Genomic DNA, 16,198 nt, shown 5'->3' on the forward strand with positions numbered 1-16,198 from the left:
GGGCCGCGACGGGCTCACGCTCGGCTGGCGCGTCGGCCTTGGGAGCCGCCTCACCCTCCTTGCGCGCCGCCTTCGAGGCCGCGCGCTGCGCCATCTGCTCGGCCTTCGCGTCGGCCTTGTTGCGCAGCGGGCCGATGATCATGACCATGTTGCGGCCGTCGATCATGGGCGTCGACTCGACCGTGCCGAACTCGGCAACGTCTTCGGCGAATCGCTGCAGCAGGCGCACGCCCTGCTCGGGGCGCGACTGCTCGCGACCACGGAACAGGATCATGGCCTTGACCTTGTCGCCGGCCTGCAGGAAGCCTTCGGCGCGCTTGCGCTTGGTCTCGTAGTCGTGCTTGTCGATCTTCAGGCGGAAGCGCACCTCTTTGAGGATGGTGTTCGCCTGGTTGCGGCGGGCCTCTTTGGCCTTCTGCGCCGCCTCGTACTTGAACTTGCCGTAGTCCATGATCTTCACCACGGGCGGCTTCGAGTTGGGGGCGACCTCGACGAGATCGAGGTCGGCCTCCTGCGCCAGGCGCAGGGCAACCTCGATCTTGACGACTCCGACCTGCTCACCGGCGGGGCCCACAAGACGGACCTCGGGGACGCGGATACGGTCGTTCGTTCTCGGTTCGCTGATGCGATTCTCCTCTGTCGTGATCCGAGCGGATCAGTGTGATTCTTCACGGAAGAGGAGAAAGCATCCCTGGCGCACGGCCAGCACCACCCACGGACTTCGCGCGGCTCTGCAGCCGTCGAACGGGGTGATTCGACCCGGTAACCTGGTAGTCGGTCAAGCGCGGGTGGGAGGATTCTCCACTTTCGTACCGGGGATCTGGCCCCGGAGCCCGCACAACGATAGCAGGTGAAAGGTCTCATGAGCGAGATTCCCACCGACACCGAGCCCTCGCGCGATATCGCCGAGGTTCCGGCCGTCGAGATCATCAACACCGTCGCCGTTCACCTGCTGAGTGCTGCTGCGGTCAAGTGCGGGCTCTCGGAGCATGGCGAGGAGGAGATCGACCTCGCCGAGGCGCGCAAGCTCATCACGGCACTCGCGGGCCTCATCACGGCCTCGGCACCCGAGCTCGGTGACCACCACGCCCGCGTACTGCGCGACGGGCTGCGCTCGGTGCAGCTCGCCTTCCGCGAGGCCTCGCCGTTTCCCGACGCTCCCGGTCAGGGTCCCGGCGAGAAGCTCACCGGGCCGGTGAACTAAACGGGCTCGGCGCTCGGGCGCGGCCCCGCGACGAGCTGCACCGCGAGCGAATCGATGCGCTCTGCGACCACCGCATCCTCGGCCCAGCGCGCGCTGAGTTCGGCGATCATCTCGCGCAACCGCTCGGGCGCGACCCAGGGTTCGACGCCTAGGCGCACGACGACCTCGGCGCTCTCGCCTCGCCCCTGCGGGTCTCCCGCCACGATCGAGACCGCCCAGATCTCAGGATGCGGTGCCGCCGGCCGCGCGACCGCCTCGAGCACCGCGGGGTCGTCGACCGCGGGCACCCACGGCATCCCCTGCGCGATCGCCCACACGGCGGGCCGCGGCAGCACGAGCAGCGTCTCGGCCGAACGCGGATCGATCACGACACGATCGGTGCGCTCGGAGGCTGCGGCGAGGGCGACGCGCACGGCGTCTGCGGGAACGGGACGAGCATCCGGCCGCCACCGGCGCATGGCGTCGACCGACGAGAAGACGGGGAGCACGGGGCGGCCGTCAGGACCGGAGACCGTGATGATCGACAGCTCTTGCGTCTTATCGACCAGCTGCCCCGTGTCGGTCAAGCCCGTCTCACCCGCGACGGCGACGAGTGGGATGAGGAAGCGGCAGCCGCGCACGACCTCGACCACGTCGACGAGCGAGCACTCCCCCGCGCGCAGCCGCGCGATCGCCGCGAGATAGGCGACGGGCGCCGAGCCGTCGTCGGCCGCGTTCGGGTTCGGCTCGAAGTGCCGGCCCTCCCAGGGCTGGCCCGCCGAGTCAGCGACCCGCGACATCCAGTGCTTCGGGCAGGGTGAAGGCCCCCGCGTACAGCGCTTTGCCGACGATCGCGCCCTCGAGGCCGAGCGGCACGAGCTCGCGCAGCGCGGCGATGTCGTCGAGGCTCGAGACACCGCCCGACGCGATGACGGGGCGGTGCGTGCGCTCCATGACCGAGCGCAGCAGGTCGAGGTTGGGGCCCTTGAGCGTGCCGTCTTTCGTGACGTCGGTCACGACGTAGCGCGCGCAGCCCGCTGCCTCGAGCCGCTCGAGCACGGCCCACAGGTCGCCGCCCTCCTCAGTCCAGCCCCGTGCCGCGAGGGTCGTGCCCCGCACGTCGAGGCCCACGGCGATCGCCTCGCCGTACTCGGCGATGACGTGCGCCGCCCACTCGGGGTTCTCGAGCGCCGCGGTGCCGAGGTTGATGCGCTTGGCGCCCGTCGCGAGCGCGGCCTCGAGCGTGGCGTCGTCGCGAATACCGCCCGAGAGCTCGATGTTGACGTTGCGCGGGGTGGTCTTGACGACCTTCTTGATGATCGAGCGGTTGCTGCCGCGACCGAAGGCGGCGTCGAGGTCGACCAGGTGGATCCACTCGGCGCCCTGGTCGGCCCACTCGTGGGCGGCGTCGATCGGGTCGCCGTAGCTCGTCTCGGTGCCGGCCTCACCCTGCGTCAGGCGCACGGCCTTGCCTCCGGCGACATCCACCGCCGGCAGCAGCGTGAGGGCGGGGATTGTCGAGAACTCGCTCATCGAAGGCTTTCTGATCGGGTCACGGGGCGGGCGCGCACGCGGCGCGGCCAAACACAGAATCGTACTCCTTATCTGAGAGCGCCCTTGCCCTCAGCCGGTTCTTAGAGAGTGCGAAGCCAATTGGCGAGCAGCCGAAGGCCGGCCTGCCCCGACTTCTCGGGGTGGAACTGCGTGGCCGACAGGGGGCCGTTCTCGACGGCCGCGATGAAGCGCTCGCCGTGCTCGGCCCACGTCACCATCGGGGCGGGGATCGCGGGGTGCGGGTCGAGGCTCCACTCGTGCGCGGCGTAGGAGTGCACGAAGTAGAAGCGCTCGTCGTGCAGGCCCGCGAAGAGCCGCGAGCCCTCGGGGGCATCGACGGTGTTCCAGCCCATGTGCGGCACCGTCGGCGCCCGTAGTGCGCTCACCGTGCCGGGCCACTGCGCGAGCCCCTGCGTCACCACTCCGCGCTCGTCTCCGCGCTCGAACAGCACTTGCTGGCCCACGCAGATGCCGAGCACCGGCCGGCCGCCCGCGAGCCGCCGATCGATCAGTTCGTCGCCGCGAACGGTGCGCAGGGCATCCATCACCGCGCTGAATGCGCCCACGCCGGGCACCAGCAGGCCGTCGGCCGCCATGACGCGATCGCGATCGGCCGTGAGCTCGACGCGGGCACCGGCCGCCTCGACGGCTTTCGCCGCCGAGTGCACATTGCCCGAACCGTAGTCGAGCACGACCACGAGGGGAGCGCTCATGCTCAGAGCGCGCCCTTCGTCGAGGGCACGCCGTGCACGCGGGGATCCGGCTGCACGGCCGTGCGGAACGCGCGCGCGAAGGCCTTGAACTCGGCCTCGGCGATGTGGTGCGGGTCGCGACCGGCGAGCACCGTGAGGTGCACCGTGAGGCCCGCGTGCATCGTGATCGCCTCGAAGACGTGGCGCACCATCGAGCCCGTGAAGTGCCCGCCGATGAGGTGGTGCTCGAAGCCGACCGGCTCGCCCGAGTGCACGAGGTAGGGTCGGCCGCTCACGTCGACGACGGCCTGGGCGAGCGCCTCGTCGAGCGGCACGAGGGCGTCGCCGAAGCGGGCGATACCGGCCTTGTCGCCGAGCGCGCGGGCGATCGCGGTGCCGAGCACGATGCCGGTGTCTTCGACCGTGTGGTGCACGTCGATCTCGGTATCGCCGCTCGCCGAGATGTCGAGGTCGACGAGGGCGTGCTTGGCGAACGCCGTGAGCATGTGGTCGAAGAAGGGCACGGTCGTCGATATCGACGAGCGGCCGGTGCCGTCGAGGTCGAGGCGCAGCTCGATCGACGACTCGCTGGTCTCGCGCCGCAGTTCGGCGATTCGGGGGGTGCTCACCGGTTCATCCTAGCCAGCACCTCGAGGAACTCCGTGGTCTCGGCGGGGGTGCCCGCCGTGACGCGCAGGTGGTTCGGCAGGCCGACGTCACGGATCAGGATGTCGTGGGCGAGAAGGTGCTCGAAGGCCGCCTGCGGGTCGGCGACGCCGCCGAAGAGCACGAAGTTGGCCCAGCTGTCGTGCGGCGCGTATCCGAGCCGCGCGAGCTCGACGAGCAGGCGATCGCGCTGCTCGCGGATCTCGCCCACCGTGCGCAGCATCGTCGGCGCGTGCTCGAGCGCCGCGACCGCGGCCGCCTGCGTGAGCCCCGAGAGGTGGTACGGAAGCCGCACGAGCCGCAGCGCGTCGATGACGGCGGGGTCGGCGGCGAGGTAGCCGAGGCGCGCGCCCGCGAAGGCGAAGGCCTTGCTCATCGTGCGCGACACGACGAGCCGCTCGCGGCCCGGTAGCAGGCTCAGCGCGTCGGGCTGGCCCTCGGGCATGAACTCGGCGTAGGCCTCGTCGACCATGACGATGCCCCGGCTCGCCTCGTAGACCGCCGTGATCGTGTCGAGACCGAGCGGGGTACCCGTCGGGTTGTTCGGGGCGCAGAGGAACACGACGTCGGGATCGGCGCGGCGCACGGCGGCGACCGCGGTCTCGGGGCTCAGCGCGAAATCGTCGTCGCGCTCGCCGGCGACCCACTCGGTGCCGGTGCCCGCCGCGATGATCGAGTGCATCGAGTAGGTGGGCGGGAACCCGAGCACGCGGCGGCCGGGGCCGCCGAACGCCTGCAGGATGTGCTGGATGACCTCGTTCGACCCGTTCGCGGCCCAGATCTGCTCGGGCGCGATCGGGGTCGCTCCCCTGCTCAGGTAGCCGGCAAGGTGCTCGCGCAGAGCGGTGAACTCACGATCGGGGTAGCGGTTGATCGTGCGCAGCTCGCGCTCGATGGCCGCTGCGACATGCACGACGACCTCGTCGGGCACCGGGTGGGTGTTCTCGTTGACGTTGAGCGCGATGCGCACGGCCTTCTGCGGGGCGCCGTACGGGGTCTTGCCGCGCAGGTCGTCTCGGATCGGCAGGTCGGCGAGGCTCGTCACCTAGCCATCGTAGCCGCGGCCCCCGTGGGTTCTGTGGGGCCTCAGCCGGCGTAGCGGCTCGGAACGACCAGCACCTGGCCGGGCACGAGCTCGGCGCTCGACAGATCATTGACCGCGATCAGATCGGCCACGACATCGGCCGTCGACGCCTCGGGCGCGATGAGCGCGGCGACCGACCAGAGCGACTCGCCGGCCTCGACCGTGATCGTTTCGATCGCCGTCGGCGGTGGAGTCGCCGTGGCACCGCCGCCATTGAGCGCCATCGACACGAGGGCGACGACGAGCGGCAGCGAGACGAGCAGCGCGATGACCGCCCGCCCTCGCCGCGTGAGCCGCAGGCGGGTCACGACAAGGGGAGCGGTGATGACGGCGGGGCCGTAGGTGATGGCGCTCATGATCGGGACCTCTCTCGTTCTCGTGTGGCACAGGTCCCCCCGGCGCCGGGGGGCCGCCGGGGGGATGCATCCGGTTCTCGGCCGGGAGGACCGGATACGAACCTGTGTTCCGAACATACCTTCGATCGAACACAGTTTCAAGCCCTCGGCCTCTTTTGGTCTCCACAGCCGAGACACACTCGAACAGATGTTTGAAATGTGCCCCGCTCGTGGATAGAGTTTCGAGGGTTCGGGAGTACTCCACACCCGACCACCGACATTCGTCAGCACCTGCTGATCACGAACGGAGCCCGAGATGGCCGGCGAGCACAATGACATCGAGCGCGGTGACACCGAGCGCGGTGACGTCACCGAGTCTGCAGACGGCGCGCGCGAGTCGGCGGGCACCCGCCGTCGCACGACGCTGAGCGATAAGCAGCGCGAGATCCTCGGCGTGATCCAGGCCTCGGTCGCACGACGCGGGTACCCGCCGAGCATGCGCGAGATCGCCGAGGCCGTCGGCCTCGCCTCGCTCTCGAGCGTCTCGCACCAGCTGGGCCAGCTCGAGCTCAGCGGCTACCTGCGCCGGGATCCCAATCGGCCTCGCGCCCTCGAGGTGCTCATCGACCTCGAGCCCGACCCCTCGCACGCGGTCGACTCCGACGCGCTACCCGGCCCCTCGGTGGGCGATGCCGCGATGGTGCCGCTCGTCGGGCGCATCGCCGCGGGAATCCCGATCACCGCCGACCAGATGGTCGAAGAGGTCGTGCCCCTCCCCCGTCAGCTCGTGGGCAAGGGCGAGCTCTTCATGCTCACGGTCGTGGGCGACTCGATGATCGACGCCGCCATCTGCGACGGCGACTGGGTCGTCGTGCGACAGCAGAACACGGCGGAGAACGGCGAGATCGTCGCTGCGATGCTCGACAACGAGGCGACCGTGAAGGTCTTCAAGCAGCGCGACGGCCACACCTGGCTGCTGCCGCAGAACTCGGCGTACGAGCCGATCCTGGGCGACCACGCGACCGTGCTCGGCAAGGTCGTCGCCGTGCTGCGCTCGGTCTAGACCGCTTCGGCGACCGCGAAGGGCTCGACGAGGGTCGCGACCTCGGGCGTCGCGAAGGCGTGCACACGCGTGCCCGCCTCGACGTAGCTCGTCTCGATGATGCGCCCGCGCTCGTGCAGCAGCGACACGAGGTCGCCGCGGTCGTATGGCACGACGACCGTGAGCTCGACCTCGGGGTTCGGCAGCAACTCAGCGATGCGACGCTGCAGCTCATCGATCCCCTCGCCGGTCTTCGCCGAGACGAAGACGGCATCAGGCACGAGGCCGCGCAGCAGCAGGCGCGCGTCGTCGTCGAGCAGGTCGGCCTTGTTGACGGCGACGAGCTCGGGCAGCTCTCGCGCGCCGACCTCGCCGATGACGTCGCGCACGGTCGCCAACTGCGCCGCGGGGTCGGGGTGCGCGCCGTCGACGACGTGCAGGATCACGTCGGACTCGGCCACCTCTTCGAGCGTCGACCGGAAGGCCTCGACCAGCTGGTGCGGCAGATTGCGCACGAAGCCCACCGTGTCGGCGATCGTGTAGGGCCGGCCATCGGGTGTCGTCGACTTGCGCACCGTCGGGTCGAGCGTGGCGAACAGGGCGTTCTCGACGAGCACGCCCGCGCGCGTGATGCGGTTCAGCAGGCTCGACTTGCCCGCGTTCGTGTAGCCGGCGATCGCGACGCTCGGCACGGCATACCGGTCGCGGTTGGCGCGCTTGGCGGCGCGCGCGGGCGCGAAACCCTTGATCTGACGGCGCAGCTTGGCCATGCGGGTATTGATGCGGCGCCGGTCGAGCTCGATCTTGGTCTCACCCGGTCCGCGGCTGCCCATTCCGGCCCCGCCCGCACCGACCTGGCCACCGGCCTGCCGCGACATCGACTCGCCCCAGCCGCGCAATCTCGGCAGCAGGTACTCGAGTTGGGCGAGCTCGACCTGCGCCTTGCCCTCACGGCTCTTGGCGTGCTGGCTGAAGATGTCGAGAATGACGGCGGTGCGGTCGATGACCTTGACCTTGACGACGTCTTCGAGCGCTCGACGCTGGCTCGGCGCCAGCTCGGTGTCGGCGATGACGGTGTCGGCCCCGAGCTCTTTCACCACGAGGGCGAGCTCGGCCGCCTTGCCCTTGCCGAGGAAGGTGCTGGGGTCGGGATGCGGGCGCCGCTGCAGCAGTCCGTCGAGCACGACGGCTCCCGCCGTCTCGGCGAGGGCCGCGAGCTCGCGGAGCGAGTTCTCGGCGTCGTCGAGATCGCCTTGCGCGTAGATGCCGATGAGCACGACGTTCTCGAGGCGCAGCTGCCGGTACTCGACCTCGGTGACATCGTCGAGCTCGGTCGAGAGGCCGCGCACGCGCCGCAGCGCGGCGCGGTCTTCGCGATCGAACTGATCCCCGTCGCGATCGGTCGAGTAGCTCGCATCGTCTTGCAGGGCCGCCGCCCCGTGCAGCGTCACCGAGCGCGCGCGCGACTCGGCGTTCGCCAAGACGCGCGCCACCGCATCCGCCCCCGCATCGGGGCTGGAGCCCTCGCCTGCAGCGTCGATCGGGTCGAGAGGATCATGGTCGGTCATAGGAGGTTCACTGTACTCCGCCCGACTTCGGTAGATTCTGCGCATGGCCCCCGACCACTACTTCTCCGCCCAGCCGAGCGGCGAGTTCGTGGCCAAGCCCCTGACGGTCACGCTCGCGGGCCGAACGGTCGAACTGCAGACGGCGGGCGGTGTGTTCAGCCCCGGGGGCCTCGACGTCGGCACACAGGTGCTGCTCGACCATGTGCCCCCTCCCCCGCCCAGCGGCGACCTGCTCGACCTGGGGTGCGGCTGGGGGCCGATCGCTCTCACGCTCGCGCTCGAGTCGCCGCACGCCACCGTGTGGGCCGTCGACGTCAACGAGCGCGCCCTCGAGCTGACCCGGCGCAACGCGGCGGCCCTCGGCCTCGACAACGTGCGAACGGCGACGCCCGACGAGGTACCCGACGACGTGCGCTTCATGACGATCTGGTCGAATCCGCCCATCAGGGTCGGCAAGAACGAGCTGCACGGCATGCTCGATCGCTGGCTGCCGCGCCTTCGTGAGAGCGCCGACGCGTGGCTGGTCGTGGCGCGCAACCTCGGCAGCGACTCGCTGCAGCGCTGGATGGAGGCGCGCTACCAGGGAGAGCTCGCGGTCTCGCGCGCGGCGACCAACAAGGGGTTCAGGGTGCTGCGCGTGCGCAACCGCTCGGGGCTCACGGGGCCGATCTCCACGATCGGCATGCCGCTGGCCTAGAGCTCGAGCTCGCCCTCGAAGACGAGCGCGGCCGGCCCCGACAGCGCGACGTGCTCGCCGTCTTCTGCCGCGAACATGCGCACGCCGAGCACGCCGCCCGGCACGGTCACGCGCCACTCGTTCGGCGCCGCAGCACCCGCCCAGTACCGCACGGCGAGGGCCGCGGCGACGGCACCGGTGCCGCACGAGAGCGTCTCGCCGCTGCCCCGCTCGTGCACGCGCATGCGGATGCGCCCCACGCCGTCGACCACGAGCGGGTCGGCGGGAACCACGAACTCGACGTTGGCGCCGGCCGCCGGGGCAGGATCGAGCACCGGGGCCGTCGAGAGGTCAAGCGCCGCGAGCTCGTCGTCGCTCGCGAGGGCGACGACGACATGCGGATTGCCGACGTTGATGCCCAGCCCGGGCCGTGCGACCGCGAGCTCGCGTGCGCGCACGAGCGGCTCGCCGCCATCGAGGCGCCAGCGCCCCAGGTCGGCCGCGAACCCTTCCGCGATGCGATGCACATCAATGACGCCAGCACGCGTGCCGATCGCGACCGAGGCGCCCGGCGGCAGCTCGATGAACCTCTGATCGATGAGATACCGCACGAACACCCGGATGCCATTGCCGCACATCTCAGAAACGCTGCCGTCGGCGTTCGTATAGTCCATGAACCACTCGGCATCCGGATCCGAAGCGAGAAGAGCGCGCCCCTCGGGGATGCTCGCCGAGCGCACGGCGCGGATGACGCCGTCGGCGCCGACCCCGAAGCGACGGTCGGCGAGGGCCGCCCGCTGCGCCGGTGAGAGCTCGAGCGCACCCTCGGGGTCGGAGACCAGCACGAAGTCGTTGCCGGTGCCGTGGCCCTTGGTGAATCGCAGCGTCGTCACCCGCCCATGGTATCGACGAGCTCGGCGGCCACTCGGCGGTCGACCTGTGCAGCGAGATCGTCCGCAGCGGCATCCATCGCCTCGATCGAGGGGTCGCGGCGGAACCAGCTCACCTGGCGCCGCGCGTAGCGACGCGTGAGGGCCTGGGTCTGGGCGATCGCCTCGGACTCGTCGAGTTCGCCGCGCAGCTGCGCGATGGCCTGCGCGTAGCCGATAGCCCGGCTCGCCGTGACGCCGCGCTCGAGACCGAGGGGCAGCAGCGCGCGCACCTCGTCGAGCAGCCCGTCGCGCCACATGCCGCGCACCCTCTCGTCGAGGCGCGCCACGAGGCGCGGCCGGTCGAGCTCGAGGCTGAACTGGCGGTAGGGGCGCCAGGGCGTCTCGCGCGCGGCGAGCCCCGCGCTGAAGGGTTCGCCCGTGAGGTCGCCGACCTCGAGCGCTCGAACGATGCGGCGCCCGTTGTGCGGCCCGATCGCGGCCGCCGCAGCCGGGTCGCGGTCGGCGAGCACAGCGTGCAGGTCAGCGGGGCCGAGGCGCTGAAGCTCGGCCTCCCAGTGCGCCCGCAGTTCGGGGTCGGTGCCCGGAAATCGGAAGTCGGTGAGCACAGCGGCCAGATAGAGGCCCGACCCGCCGACGAGCATCGGGACGGCCCCGCGCTCGATGATGCCGTCGATCGCGGCTCGGGCGTCGGCCTGGAAGCGCGCGACGCTCGCCTCATCGACGACGTCGAGAACGTCGACGAGGTGGTGCGGCACCCCTTGCCGCTGCGCGATCGAGAGCTTGGCCGTGCCGATGGTCATGCCGCGGTACAGCTGCATGGCGTCGGCGTTGACGACCTCGCACCGAAGGCCCCGCTCGCCCCACCGCCGTGCAAGCGAGACGGAGAGGTCGCTCTTGCCGGTGCCGGTCGCTCCAACGATGGCGATGATCATCGGCTGAGCACGATCATGGTCGGGATGCGGCGCGTCACCCTGCCGCCGGCGCTCGTCCCGCCACCGGGATGCGCAGGGTCGGCAGCCCGAGCGAGACAGCGCGGGGCCCGTCGCCCGCGGGCGCGGCCGGCACGCCGCAGCTCTCAGCCTGCGCGCGATCCCAGGCATCCCCGGCGCGGGTGCGCCGGATGCGTATCGGCTCGTCGTGGTCGGCGATGAGGTGGAAGGCGGCGGCGTGAGTGATCGTCGTCGTCACGATGTCGCCCGGGCGCGGGCGCTCGCCGCCCTCGGGCACGGCCAGATGCACGAGCCGGCTGTCGGCCGCGCGGCCCGAGATGCGGTCGGTCTCTGCATCTTTCTTGCCTTCGCCGGCAGAGATGAGCACCTCGACCTCGCGGCCCACCTGCCGTTGGTTCTCGGATGCGCTGATGGCGTCTTGCAGCGCCGTCAGTCGCTCGTACCGCTCTTGCACCACAGCCTTGGGCACCTGGTCAGCCATGGTCGCTGCGGGGGTGCCGGGGCGGATCGAGTACTGGAAGGTGAAGGCGCTCGCGAAGCGCGCCTGCTCGACAACGCGGAGGGTGTCGGCGAAATCCTCTTCGGTCTCGCCGGGGAAGCCGACGATGATGTCGGTCGAGATCGCGGCGTGAGGGATACGGTCGCGCACGCGATCGAGGATGCCCAGGAACCGCTCGCTGCGGTAGGAGCGCCGCATCGCCTTGAGGATGCGGTCGGACCCTGATTGCAGAGGCATGTGCAACTGCGGCATGACGGCCGGAGTCTCGGCCATCGCGTCGATGACGTCGTCGGTGAAGGCTGCGGGATGCGGGCTCGTGAATCGCAGGCGCTCGAGCCCCTCGATGCGCCCCGCGGCACGCAGCAGCTTGCCGAAGGCGAGACGGTCGCCGAACTCGACGCCGTAGGAGTTGACGTTCTGCCCGAGCAGCGTGACCTCGATGGCACCGTCGTCGACGAGCGCCTGGATCTCGGCGAGGATGTCGCCCGGCCGGCGGTCTTTCTCTTTGCCGCGCAGGGCGGGCACGATGCAGAAGGTGCACGTGTTGTTGCAGCCGACCGAGATGCTCACCCAGCCGCTCGAGGTCGACTCGCGCCGCGTCGGCAGGGTGGAGGGGAACACCTCGAGCGACTCGAGGATCTCGAGCTGGGCTTCGCCGTTGTGGCGGGCCCGCTCGAGCAGCACGGGGAGGGATCCCATGTTGTGGGTGCCGAAGACGACGTCGACGTAGGGCGCCCGCTCGAGGATGGTCGTGGTGTCTTTCTGGGCGAGGCAGCCGCCGACCGCGATCTGCAGGTCGCCACCGCGCTCGCGCTTGATGCTCGCGAGATGACCGAGCGTGCCGTACAACTTGTTGTCGGCGTTCTCGCGCACCGCGCATGTGTTGATGACGACGACGTCGGCCTGCTCACCCTGGGCCCGCACGTACCCGGCGGCCTCGAGCGAGCCGCTGAGGCGCTCGGAGTCGTGCACGTTCATCTGGCACCCGAACGTGCGCACCTCGTAGGTACGCAGGCGGTCGGGTGCCTCAGTGACGAGAGACGGGCTGACGGCGGAACTCATAGTGTTACCAGTCTACGGCGCACGCGAGGAGTCGTTCTGGGGCCGAGATCGCCGTCGCGGCGATCAGCGCTGTCAGCGGAACTCGACGCGGTGCACGGTCGCCAGTCGAGCGGGTGGACCGCTCGCGTCGCCCGCGAGCTCGTCGTCGCGAGCGTCGAGTGCGCGCCGCGCAGCCTCGCGCACGGCGCTGCCCGAGTGGCCCTTGCGGGCGAGGAAGTCGACGAGGCGCCGCTCGGCGGTGGAGCGGTCGAGACCGCCCAGCCGGCGCGCGCGATCACGAGCGAGCTCGAGCACGAGATCGTCGTGCGCGTCGTCATCGGCGCCCTCCGCGAGAGCCTCATCGATGGCCGAGCGCTCGAGCTTGCGCCGCATGAGCTCGGACCGCAGGGCGGAATCGCCGAGCTTCTTGCGGGTGCGCAGGCGATCGACGAGATCGGCCGCGAGCGCCCGGTCGTCGATCAGGCCGACGGACTCGAGCCGGTCGAGCTCGGCCTCGGCCACGATCGGATCGATCTCGCGACGACGCAGCAGCTCGGCCACCTCGGCGCGAGACTGGCCGCGCCGCGTGAGCGCGTGCATCGTGACGTTCTCGGCGCGACGGGCGTCGGCCTCGTGATTGGCGACCGACTGCGCGGCTTCTTCCGCTTCGCGCTCGGCCTGGGCCTCGCGCGCCCCGGGCAGGAACGTGACCGGCGCGATGACACCGCCCTGCGGCTCGTCGGCGCCGTCAGAACCCTGCCCGGGGCCGCGCGAGGCGGGCATCAGGCGCCCGCCACCGCGCGCAGCTCGGGCTGCTCGTCGCTCGGTACGGCCGCAGCGGCCGCGGGAGCCACCGCGGCGGACTTGGCCGTGGCCTTGCCGGGTGCCTTCTCGACCGGAGCGACCGGCTCGACCGCGGCGAGCTTGGCACCGATGCCGAGCTTGGCGAGGATCTTCGCCTCGATCTCGGCGGCCATGGCCGGGTTCTCGAGCAGGAAATTGCGCGCGTTCTCTTTGCCCTGGCCGAGCTGGTCGCCCTCGTATGTGTACCAGGCGCCCGACTTGCGCACGATCTCGTGCTCGACGCCGAAGTCGATGAGGCTGCCTTCGCGCGAGATGCCGACGCCGTAGAGGATGTCGAACTCGGCCTGCTTGAAGGGCGGGGCCATCTTGTTCTTGACGACCTTCACGCGCGTGCGGTTACCGACCGCCTCGGTGCCGTCTTTCAGGGTCTCGATGCGGCGGATGTCGAGGCGCACCGAGGCGTAGAACTTGAGCGCCTTGCCCCCCGCGGTGGTCTCGGGGCTGCCGAAGAACACGCCGATCTTCTCGCGCAGCTGGTTGATGAAGATCATCGAGGTCTGCGTGCTGTTGAGCCCACCCGTGAGCTTGCGCAGAGCCTGCGACATGAGACGCGCCTGCAGACCGACGTGGCTGTCGCCCATCTCGCCCTCGATCTCGGCGCGCGGCACGAGCGCCGCCACCGAGTCGATGACGACGAGGTCGATCGAGCCCGAGCGCACGAGCATGTCGGCAATCTCGAGCGCCTGCTCGCCCGTGTCGGGCTGGGAGACGAGGAGCTGGTCGATGTCGACACCGAGCTTCTGCGCGTAGTCGGGGTCGAGGGCGTGCTCGGCGTCGATGAACGCCGCGATGCCGCCGGCCTTCTGCACGTTCGCGATCGCGTGCAGCGTGAGCGTGGTCTTGCCCGAGGACTCGGGACCGTAGATCTCGATGATGCGGCCACGGGGCAGGCCGCCGATGCCGAGCGCGACGTCGAGGGCGATCGAGCCGGTGGGGATCACCGCCACGGGAGCGCGGTCGTCGGAGCCCAGGCGCATGACGCTGCCCTTGCCGAACTGTCGGTCGATCTGGGCGAGGGCCGTCTCGAGGGCTTTCTCGCGGTCTGCTGCAGAGGGCATTGCGACTCCTTCAATCTCGTGTGCGGTGTGCCTGTCTTCTGTCGCTCCTCGTCCGGCCGATGGAGCAGGGCCGGACGGATCACGACAAGGCGTGACGGCTGTCGCCGACGAGACCGACGGTACGCGCCTGGCCCGACATCGCCGGGTTCGACGCGCAGCACGTGCAGTGACTCGTGTTCGAGTGCCGCTGGGGAGGAGTCTATGCGAGAAGCGAACAGATGTTCGAACGACCGAACGCGCGGCGTGTCGCTGAGGAGCGAATCGATCAGCAGGTCGAGCGACTAGATGTAGCGCCCAGGCAGGTTGTTCAATCTGCTGATCGGTGGAACCTTGCCGATGGCCGTGTGTAGCCGGTGGTGATTGTAGTGATGCAACCACGCAGGCAAGGCGGCTCGTCGAGCTGACTCGGAGTTGTAGTGCTTCGTGAACGCCCATCCGTCGGCCATCGTGCGGTGGAACCGTTCGATCTTGCCGTTGGTCTGCGGCCGGTAGGGGCGGGTCCGCTTCGGTGTGATGCCGAGCTCGACGCAGGCCTCTCGCCAGGCGTGGGATTTGTAGGCAGGGCCGTTGTCGGAAAGCACGCGTTCGACGGTGACGCCGCGGTCGGCGAACCAGGACGTTGCTCGCCTGAGCACCCCGACCGCGGTGGCAGAGGTTTCGTCGTCGTGGATCTCGGCGTAAGCAACGCGGGAATGATCATCGATGACCGTGTGGACGAAAGCGTGACGCATCAACTCGTGACGGCTCCTGCTGCGGGCCAAGCCGGGCGTTGCGCGGCGGTTCTGCCCACCCTGCTCGCGTCCCACGAACCGCCAACCTCCGCCGTTGGGAATGTTGCCCAGCTTCTTCACGTCGACGTGGATCATCGCTCCCGGCTTCTCGTGCTCGTAGCGACGAGCAGGTTCACCGGTCTTCACGTCGACGTGGGAAAGCCGGTTGAGTTTGCAGCGCACCAGAACGGCGTGCACGGTCGAGGCTGGCAGGCCCAGCCGGCCAGCGATCTGAACTGGCCCGAGGCGTTTCTTGATCCGCACGTGCACGATCTTCTTCACCACCGATTGCGGGGTGCGGTTGGGATGCGTGTGGGGTCGGCTGGAGCGATCGACCATGCCCTCAGCACCGAGCTCGAGATACCGGCGGGCCCACTTCGCCGCAGTCGGGTAAGACACGTGGAAGTAGTCAGCCGCGGCCGAGATCGACCAGCCGTCATCAACGACCTGCCGGGCCAAGCGCAGTCGTTGGCGCGGCGTCAGAGCGGCATTACCGTGGGACACGAGAACCTCCTTGGTTCAGAGCGGAAGCACTAAGCAGCTCCACTCTGCCTCGGAGGTTCTCGCCATGTCAGGACGTCCAGATCAAACAACGTCCCTGGGCACTACAACTAGACGCGCTTCGGCTCTGGGCGGCCTGCGCCGTACCAGCGCTCGCGCGGAACATCCATCGCCGCGCACAGGGCGAGCCAGACCTCGCGCGGCGCCGCGCCCGCCGCGAGCGCCTCATCGGCGGTGCGCTCGCCGAGCGGCGACAGCACGAGATCGCGCACGAGGCTGCGGCCGTAGGCCTCGCCGAACTCGTCGGCAATCGCGCGCAGGAACTCGCTGCGAGTCACCGAGACAGCCCGATCAGGCGACGCGCAGGCGTCAGCGCATCGCCAGGTCGGCGTCGAACTGCGCGACGAGCTCGTCGGGCAGCGTGTCGGGAACAGTGCTGAGGCCTTCGATCACGGCGAGGCGGTCACCCACCTCGCGCATGATGACCGAGATCGGGGTATCGAGGGCTTCAGCGACCGAGGCGAGGATCTCGCTCGACGCCTCTTTCTGCCCGCGCTCGACCTCGCTCAGATAGCCGAGCGCAACGCTCGCGCGGCTCGCCACCTGACGCAGCGTGCGGCCCTTCTGCAGACGCACGTCGCGGAGGACCTCACCGATTTCCTGTCGAACCAGAACCATGGGGACCTCCTTTTCACTCGCCTCACGGCCAGCATCACGCCGGGCCGGTAACACTACCGGAACCGGATTGCTTCACTGTAACCGCCGCCACCTGAGCAGGGGTTGTCAGTCTGCTGTCTGTAACACGACCGTCACCCCAGGCAT

At 69.9% G+C, this 16,198-nt stretch carries 19 protein-coding genes; 3 read left to right on the forward strand and 16 right to left on the reverse strand.

Translation table 11 applies throughout. The annotated features are described in order from the left end of the window. A partial coding sequence (infC, locus tag ACK4HH_RS07235; RefSeq protein WP_409650408.1) for a translation initiation factor IF-3 occupies positions 1–625 on the reverse strand: 625 nt, incomplete at its 3' end. Between the two features lie 237 nt (positions 626–862). On the opposite strand from infC, the gene ACK4HH_RS07240 reads away from it, so the two are divergent. Continuing rightward, positions 863–1,204 (forward strand): DUF1844 domain-containing protein, encoded by a 342-nt coding sequence (locus ACK4HH_RS07240; protein ID WP_409650159.1) that lies wholly within the window; start codon positions 863–865, stop codon positions 1,202–1,204. Here ACK4HH_RS07240 and ACK4HH_RS07245 read toward each other — a convergent pair. The 6 genes from ACK4HH_RS07245 to ACK4HH_RS07270 form a co-directional block, all read right to left on the reverse strand. Then, positions 1,201–1,983, reverse strand: a complete 783-nt coding sequence (locus tag ACK4HH_RS07245) for an SseB family protein (protein ID WP_409650162.1) — start codon at positions 1,981–1,983, stop codon at positions 1,201–1,203. The genes ACK4HH_RS07240 and ACK4HH_RS07245 overlap by 4 nt on opposite strands. Continuing rightward, positions 1,967–2,716, reverse strand: coding sequence for a bifunctional 1-(5-phosphoribosyl)-5-((5-phosphoribosylamino)methylideneamino)imidazole-4-carboxamide isomerase/phosphoribosylanthranilate isomerase PriA (gene priA / locus ACK4HH_RS07250; protein ID WP_255159218.1), 750 nt, complete (start codon positions 2,714–2,716; stop codon positions 1,967–1,969). The genes ACK4HH_RS07245 and priA overlap by 17 nt, the downstream gene beginning before the upstream one ends. 101 nt (positions 2,717–2,817) lie before the next feature. Next, positions 2,818–3,450, reverse strand: coding sequence for an imidazole glycerol phosphate synthase subunit HisH (hisH, locus tag ACK4HH_RS07255; RefSeq protein ID WP_409650165.1), 633 nt, complete (start codon positions 3,448–3,450; stop codon positions 2,818–2,820). A gap of 2 nt (positions 3,451–3,452) precedes the next feature. Further along, positions 3,453–4,058, reverse strand: coding sequence for an imidazoleglycerol-phosphate dehydratase HisB (hisB, locus tag ACK4HH_RS07260; protein ID WP_409650169.1), 606 nt, complete (start codon positions 4,056–4,058; stop codon positions 3,453–3,455). Next, complete coding sequence (locus ACK4HH_RS07265; RefSeq protein WP_409650172.1) at positions 4,055–5,140, reverse strand: histidinol-phosphate transaminase; 1,086 nt, start codon at positions 5,138–5,140, stop codon at positions 4,055–4,057. The genes hisB and ACK4HH_RS07265 overlap by 4 nt, the downstream gene beginning before the upstream one ends. Positions 5,141–5,181: 41 nt before the next feature. Next, positions 5,182–5,535: a LysM peptidoglycan-binding domain-containing protein gene (locus tag ACK4HH_RS07270; RefSeq protein ID WP_409650174.1), complete on the reverse strand. Its 354-nt coding sequence runs from the start codon at positions 5,533–5,535 to the stop codon at positions 5,182–5,184. 295 nt (positions 5,536–5,830) lie between these two features. On the opposite strand from ACK4HH_RS07270, the gene lexA reads away from it, so the two are divergent. Further along, the gene (gene lexA, locus ACK4HH_RS07275; protein ID WP_409650177.1) at positions 5,831–6,577 is read left to right on the forward strand and encodes a transcriptional repressor LexA; all 747 of its coding nucleotides are present in this window, start codon (positions 5,831–5,833) and stop codon (positions 6,575–6,577) included. Here lexA and hflX read toward each other — a convergent pair. Then, positions 6,574–8,124, reverse strand: a complete 1,551-nt coding sequence (hflX, locus tag ACK4HH_RS07280) for a GTPase HflX (protein ID WP_409650179.1) — start codon at positions 8,122–8,124, stop codon at positions 6,574–6,576. The genes lexA and hflX overlap by 4 nt on opposite strands. Before the next feature lie 43 nt (positions 8,125–8,167). Between hflX and ACK4HH_RS07285 the strand changes: the two genes are divergently transcribed. Continuing rightward, the gene (locus ACK4HH_RS07285) at positions 8,168–8,821 is read left to right on the forward strand and encodes a class I SAM-dependent methyltransferase (RefSeq protein WP_409650182.1); all 654 of its coding nucleotides are present in this window, start codon (positions 8,168–8,170) and stop codon (positions 8,819–8,821) included. On the opposite strand, the gene dapF is transcribed toward ACK4HH_RS07285, so the two are convergent. The 8 genes from dapF to ACK4HH_RS07325 form a co-directional block, all read right to left on the reverse strand. Then, positions 8,818–9,693, reverse strand: coding sequence for a diaminopimelate epimerase (gene dapF / locus ACK4HH_RS07290; protein ID WP_409650185.1), 876 nt, complete (start codon positions 9,691–9,693; stop codon positions 8,818–8,820). The genes ACK4HH_RS07285 and dapF overlap by 4 nt on opposite strands. Further along, on the reverse strand, positions 9,690–10,625 hold the full coding sequence (gene miaA / locus ACK4HH_RS07295; RefSeq protein WP_409650188.1) for a tRNA (adenosine(37)-N6)-dimethylallyltransferase MiaA: 936 nt from the start codon (positions 10,623–10,625) through the stop codon (positions 9,690–9,692). Before miaA ends, dapF begins: the two co-directional genes overlap by 4 nt. A 34-nt stretch (positions 10,626–10,659) precedes the next feature. Beyond that, complete coding sequence (gene miaB / locus ACK4HH_RS07300) at positions 10,660–12,204, reverse strand: tRNA (N6-isopentenyl adenosine(37)-C2)-methylthiotransferase MiaB (protein WP_409650191.1); 1,545 nt, start codon at positions 12,202–12,204, stop codon at positions 10,660–10,662. A 72-nt stretch (positions 12,205–12,276) separates the two neighbouring features. Further along, positions 12,277–12,966 (reverse strand): regulatory protein RecX, encoded by a 690-nt coding sequence (locus ACK4HH_RS07305; protein ID WP_409650194.1) that lies wholly within the window; start codon positions 12,964–12,966, stop codon positions 12,277–12,279. Further along, a complete protein-coding gene (gene recA, locus ACK4HH_RS07310) occupies positions 12,966–14,105 on the reverse strand; it encodes a recombinase RecA (protein ID WP_409650197.1) in 1,140 nt (379 codons plus the stop codon). Before recA ends, ACK4HH_RS07305 begins: the two co-directional genes overlap by 1 nt. Before the next feature lie 281 nt (positions 14,106–14,386). After that, positions 14,387–15,379: an IS481 family transposase gene (locus ACK4HH_RS07315; protein ID WP_409650200.1), complete on the reverse strand. Its 993-nt coding sequence runs from the start codon at positions 15,377–15,379 to the stop codon at positions 14,387–14,389. A 107-nt stretch (positions 15,380–15,486) separates the two neighbouring features. Further along, positions 15,487–15,714: a DUF3046 domain-containing protein gene (locus tag ACK4HH_RS07320; RefSeq protein ID WP_409650202.1), complete on the reverse strand. Its 228-nt coding sequence runs from the start codon at positions 15,712–15,714 to the stop codon at positions 15,487–15,489. Positions 15,715–15,745: 31 nt separating this feature from the next. Continuing rightward, on the reverse strand, positions 15,746–16,054 hold the full coding sequence (locus ACK4HH_RS07325) for a helix-turn-helix domain-containing protein (protein WP_255159204.1): 309 nt from the start codon (positions 16,052–16,054) through the stop codon (positions 15,746–15,748). Between the last annotated feature and the right edge of the window lie 144 nt (positions 16,055–16,198).

The organism is Microcella sp. (assembly GCF_046296455.1).
Taxonomy (GTDB): Bacteria; Actinomycetota; Actinomycetes; order Actinomycetales; family Microbacteriaceae; genus Microcella.